Consider the following 5,563-nt stretch of genomic DNA (forward strand, 5'->3'; position numbering starts at 1 on the left):
CTAAAAACTATCCCAGACTGGAAGGAACGGCTTAGAGAATATGTCGATCGGTTGATAGATGGACAAACGGGAAGTGATGGGTAGCTTTGTCGAGAAATTAGCTAACAGTTTCTAACCCTTCCTCATGTTTATCGTGGTTCTCGTCGCCCACTAACCATTATTATTTCCTAGCCAGTCTTTTTGGGGTTGGTTATCCAATCCATGCTCGCGGTTATTCTACCTGTGGTATGGGTAGATTTTGACATACTCACCGCCCGATCGAACGTGCGGTGATTCTTGACGTTTCACAGGGTGATGCTACCGGAGTAGTCTTACTCTCCCTCCACGTCCAAAATCTTTGTCGTGGCAATGCCCTATCCCGACTTCTTTACCTTCTAGGATCGAGCCGTCAAGCTTATGACGGGGTTTTAGACCCCTATTTTCGATAACACTTTCTATTGACTTGTAGAAAGCGAGACGGGGACTGCAGTCTAGGAGTGTCGCTTTCGGTGAGAGCAGACTAAAGTCCCGCTCGCTTTCGGCTTGCCGTTCGTTTTTTGTGGTTTTTTGCAAAGTTCCGAAAATTTTATAAATATCTATCCTGATAGATCGGGGCAAGTCCGTATCAGGTAATAGACACTGACACGGATACTACCCATGCAAATCTACACTGCAATTGCTTTACTGAGCCTGTTGGGCATTACCTTGAGTGCCAATGCCGCTCGAGCTTTTGAAACTCCACTCCCAAAGCTCGAAACTGCCACCGCCCAATATATGTTATCAGCCCAAACTAAGCAAAAGCCCGATCGCGGTCCTGAGAGGGGCAGCGGACGCAGAAATTTTACCCAGCCTAATGTTGACACTCATCCGCTACAAAATTTCTAATGGCACTGGACACAAGCCCTGGACACAACTGACTTGATTCGGGCCGTTCATTCGACCGATCGGATTTTCTCGGATTCTAGTTTTTCAGGTTAAGCGACAACTGCACTTTTTGTTAACAGTTATTAGGAGATTGTTTTTGTCTAATTGAGAATAGCATATAAACCGCGAACCGCCATCTACCTAGAGATACATTCTAGTATGTGGCGGTTTTGTATTGAAAACGCTTCAATTAAACAGGAATTACCCACAGCCCTGGGAGATCCGGGTTTTTCAACCGATATCCCTCATCCTCCATGCCTTATGTTAGTCGATGAAACCGGGTTTCGCCATCCATGACTATTCAAAAATTATCAGCTCCGAGTCGCCTCACATTCCTGGGTTCGCAACAGTTATTTACGTTCTGCCCGCCGCAGGTGGGGTTTAATTTTCAACGGCTGCACTATAATTAACGTGCGATAACTAACTTATATATAGGTAAACTGTCAGCGCAGAGGGTGCAGCAATCTACTTAAATTCGCCACCAATAAGAACCACTTATGCGGTGTGGATAGCTTTTAAGCCCATGCCCCTGTTACCTCAGGGAAATTAACTAACCTGAATATTAGGGTAGCTGGCAAGCTTTCCGGCGACAGTCGGCTATGCTTGATTCGGCGCTCTCGCAATAATTTAAAGGAGGACGACAAGATGCCTCCCAGTTTGGCTATTTCGGGGATAGTGATGAAAAATGACTCTTTGGATCTGGTCAAAAGCCTCAGCCCTAGTGCAATGGATCAGATCATGCTATATCTGGCGTTTAGCGCCATGAGAACCAGTGGGCACAGGCACGGGGCGTTTCTAGACGCGGCCGCAACGGCGGCTAAGTGTGCCATTTATATGACTTATATGGAGCAGGACCACAATCTGCGGATGACCGGACACTTGCATCACATTGAGCCTAAACGGGTGAAGGTGATTGTTGAAGAAGTCCGGGAAGCTCTGACTAAGGGAAAATTGCTGAAAATGTTGGGTTCCCAAGAACCTAGATATTTGATTCAGTTTCCTTATGTCTGGCTGGAACAGTATCCTTGGTTGCCGGGACGCCCTCGCATTCCGGGAAACAGCTTGACTGCGGATGAAAAAAAATATCTCGAAAGCAAGATTCCTCCTAATCCGCCTGATGCTCAACTGATCAATTCTTTTCAGTTTATGGAGTTGATCGAGTTTCTCCACAGGCGATCGCAAGAAGATATGTCTCCGGAAAGGCGAATGCCTTTGAGCGAAGCTCTAGCAGAACACATCAAGCGCCGCTTGATCTATTCTGGGACAGTGACTCGCATTGATTCTCCTTGGGGAATGCCGTTTTATGCCCTCAGCCGCGCTACTTACTCTCCGGCAGAGCAGGAAGAGCGGACCTTTACTATGGTGGAGGATACGGCTAGATATTTCCGGCTGATGAAGGATTGGGCGGAAAAACAACCGAAGGTGATGCGAATTATGGAGACTTTGGATATTCCGCCGGAACGCCTCGACCAAGCCGTTGAGGAATTAGATGAGATTATTCGCAATTGGGCCGATCGCTATCACAAGCGGGGCGAACCGACGATGATTCTACAAATGGTTTTTGGACCGCAAGACGACGCTTAGTTTGATTAGTTATTAATCATTAGTCATGAGTTGATTGCTTGAGACTAATGACTAATAATTAATAACTAATAACCCGGGAGGAAAAAACCGGGTTTTTCTCTAAAAATACTGGGTAAATGCCTTGAATTCTAGTAAAAAACCCGGTTTTTTGGGTGCGAATGCCTCCCGGATTAACTAAGCTAAAAAGGCTCTCCAGGTTGCAGCTAAAACGATCGCAGCGATCGCTCCTATGAGTGTATTGAAAAAATTTACTACCTCGTTGGTCAGCCACTCAAACTTTGATTGCAGCGTCGCCCCAATCACACTCTCAATGTTCGTGGCAATAAAAGCTGCGATAACACAAAAAACAATTCCTGTCAAGTCAATTAAACCGACGGCCCAACTCAAAACCGCAATCAGAATCGAGCCGACAATACCCGCGATTGTTCCTTCCAAACTTACGGCCCCTTCGGTACCCCTAGGTACAGGCTGCAAGGTGGTAATCAAAAAAGTCCGCGAACCGTAAGCTTTGCCGATTTCGCTGGCGCTGGTATCGGAAAGTTTGGTGCAAAAACTCGCCGCGTAACCCAGCAATAACAGGGAAATAGCATCTTGTGGCACAGACATCTTGCCAGTCTCTCCTAAAATAGATAATGCCAAAACTCCCAAAGCGCTCATAGTAGCGGTTAAAGCCGAACCCCAGACATTTTCTGGGCCTCGGGCGCCTGAACGCTTTTCGGCTATGCCTTCTGCTTCTTTTTGGGCTTTGCCGATGCGGGTAACTCCCGATCCGACAAGAAAGTAAAACATCACCACAGCATAGCCTTGCCATCCCAAACAGCCCCAGATGAGGACGCCCAATACCCAGGCGTGAAATTGGCCGGCGTCCGTGAGCAATTTTTTAGGAGCAATGGTGGCGATCGCGAGTAAAACTGTATTTAGGGCGATCGCCACCAACCAAGGATTAGACCAAGATAAATAATTAAACAACAATTCTGAATTCTGCATTTAGTACCTCCTTGACATCCACCCCGCCCTATAAGGGCTAAGATTCCCAAACCTCACGATTTAGGTTTCTGTTTCTGTCCCCGAGACGGGTTTTTCGCAACTGCCTTTTAGAGGAGTCTGTATCGGGTCTTACGTTCGCTCCACAGACTGCAACGGCAAGCCCTGCCGCCAAAATATTCTTAGCCGCGTTCAAATCTCGGTCATGGTTCATCCCACAATTAGGACACTCCCACTCCCTGACACTCAACGGCATTTTCTCAACAATATGCCCGCAGTTTTCGCATCTTTTAGAGCTGGGAAACCAGCGGTCAATTTTTACCAGTTCCCGACCGTACCACTGGCATTTATAGGTAAGTTGTCGGGTCAGTTCACCCCAACTAGCGTCAGAAATAGCTTGTGCCAGTTTGCGGTTCAAGACCATATTTTTGACAGCCAAATCCTCAACTATTATCGTTTGGTTTTCGCGCACCAGTTGAGTTGTCAGCTTGTGCAAAAAATCTTTGCGAGCATCGGCTATCTGCCCGTGTATTTTGGCTGCTTTAAGTCGCGCCTTGTGCCTGTTGTTGCTTCCTTTCTGTTTCCGAGACAAGGCTTTTTGCGCCCGCCTCAGCTTCTTGTGCAGCCGCTTAAAGTGTTTGGGGTTAGCAATCTTATTGCCGTCACTGGTAGCAATCAGACTGGTGATCCCAACGTCCAAACCAACTGCTTTATCGGTTTTGAGCAGCGGTTTGACGGTAGGGTCATCTACCAGCAAGGAGACAAACCATCGTCCTCGTGCATCCAGTTTGACCGTAATGGTGGATGGATTGCATCCAGGAGGGATTTGCCTGCTCCACCTAATCGGCAAAGGTTCGGAGCATTTAGCCAGAAATACTTGAGAGTCTTTCCATCGGAAAGCAGACTTAGTAAATTCAGCGCTACCGCCGTGATGCTTTTTCTGAAAGTTGGGATATTTAGCACGACCGGCCCAGAAGTTAGTAAACGCCTTTTGCAAATGTCTGAGTCCCTGTTGCAGGGGGACACAGCTCACCTCCGAAAGAAAATCAAGCTCTGGCTCTTTTTTCCAACTTGTCAGCATGGAGGAGGTTTGAAGGTAATCAACTCGTTCTTGACGAGAGTACCAAGCCTCTGTACGGGCAGCCAGCGCTTTGTTGTATACCAGTCGAACGCAGCCCAAAGTCCGTCGCAAAAGTGATTCTTGCTCGGTGGTGGGATAGAAGCGGTAGCGATAGGCTTTTTCCATGCCGGACATTTTACCACGTTCCCTGTAAAGCCGTCCTGTAAGGACGGGGTTTCAAACCCATTTTTCTGATGAACCAAGTCTTATTTCATCTTGCCTTCCCCGTCACCGATATTGCCCAAACAAAAGCGTTCTATGTAGACGGGCTCGGCTGCGAACTAGGTCGCGAATCGCCGAATTCTGCGATTATGGGTCTGTGCGGCCATCAAATTGTCGCCCACGTCAGCCGCGAACCTTTGACGCCTCAGCGAGGCATCTATCCCCGGCATTTTGGGTTAATTTTTACGAACGAAGCTGACTGGGAACGGTTGCTAGAAAAAGCCCAGCAAAACAACTTAAATTTCTATCAAGAACCGAGACGGCGATTTGTCGGTTTGCCTACAGAGCACCGCACTTTCTTCTTAGAAGACCCTTTCCACAATATACTGGAGTTCAAGTATTACTGTGAAGCTGAAGCAATTTTTGGCCGCAGCGAATACGCTGAAGTTGGCGATACAGTTTAGTAGTAGCCTCTTAGGGTCAGTCGATTTTAGATTTTAGATTTTAGATTTTAGAATTGGCTCTAAAGATGAATCGGGAGCTTGAACTAGGGTCTCAAATTTTTAGTCGTGTTTAGATTGAAGAATTGAAGAATTGAAGAATTGGCTTCACAGATGAATCGGGCAGCTTGAACTAGGGTCTCAAATTTTTAGTCGTGATTCTGGTGAGTCAGTCGATTTTAGATTTTAGATTTTAGATTAAAGAATTGAAGAATTGAAGAATTGGCTCCACCGATGAATCGGGCAGCTTGAACTAGGGTCTCAAATTTTTAGTCGTGATTCTGGTGAGTCAGTCGATTTTAGATTTTAG

The 5,563-nt window shown here is 46.8% G+C and carries 5 protein-coding genes; 3 read left to right on the forward strand and 2 right to left on the reverse strand.

Annotated elements, in window-relative coordinates; genetic code table 11:
- Positions 1-636: 636 nt before the first annotated feature.
- A complete protein-coding gene (gene patX, locus QUB61_RS14095; RefSeq protein WP_333122834.1) occupies positions 637-864 on the forward strand; it encodes a heterocyst-inhibiting protein PatX in 228 nt (75 codons plus the stop codon).
- A 717-nt stretch (positions 865-1,581) separates the two neighbouring features.
- Positions 1,582-2,487, forward strand: a complete 906-nt coding sequence (gene hetR / locus QUB61_RS14100; protein WP_333123018.1) for a heterocyst differentiation master regulator HetR — start codon at positions 1,582-1,584, stop codon at positions 2,485-2,487.
- 174 nt (positions 2,488-2,661) lie between these two features.
- Here the strand turns inward: hetR and QUB61_RS14105 are convergent, their stop codons facing one another.
- Positions 2,662-3,474, reverse strand: coding sequence for a TIGR00297 family protein (locus tag QUB61_RS14105; RefSeq protein WP_333122837.1), 813 nt, complete (start codon positions 3,472-3,474; stop codon positions 2,662-2,664).
- A gap of 37 nt (positions 3,475-3,511) precedes the next feature.
- On the reverse strand, positions 3,512-4,717 hold the full coding sequence (locus tag QUB61_RS14110) for an RNA-guided endonuclease TnpB family protein (RefSeq protein WP_333122839.1): 1,206 nt from the start codon (positions 4,715-4,717) through the stop codon (positions 3,512-3,514).
- Between the two features lie 68 nt (positions 4,718-4,785).
- Between QUB61_RS14110 and QUB61_RS14115 the strand changes: the two genes are divergently transcribed.
- The gene (locus QUB61_RS14115) at positions 4,786-5,217 is read left to right on the forward strand and encodes a VOC family protein (protein ID WP_333122841.1); all 432 of its coding nucleotides are present in this window, start codon (positions 4,786-4,788) and stop codon (positions 5,215-5,217) included.
- The last annotated feature ends 346 nt before the right edge of the window (positions 5,218-5,563 follow it).

Source organism: Microcoleus sp. C2D2 (assembly GCF_036702495.1).
GTDB lineage: Bacteria > Cyanobacteriota > Cyanobacteriia > Cyanobacteriales > Microcoleaceae > Microcoleus.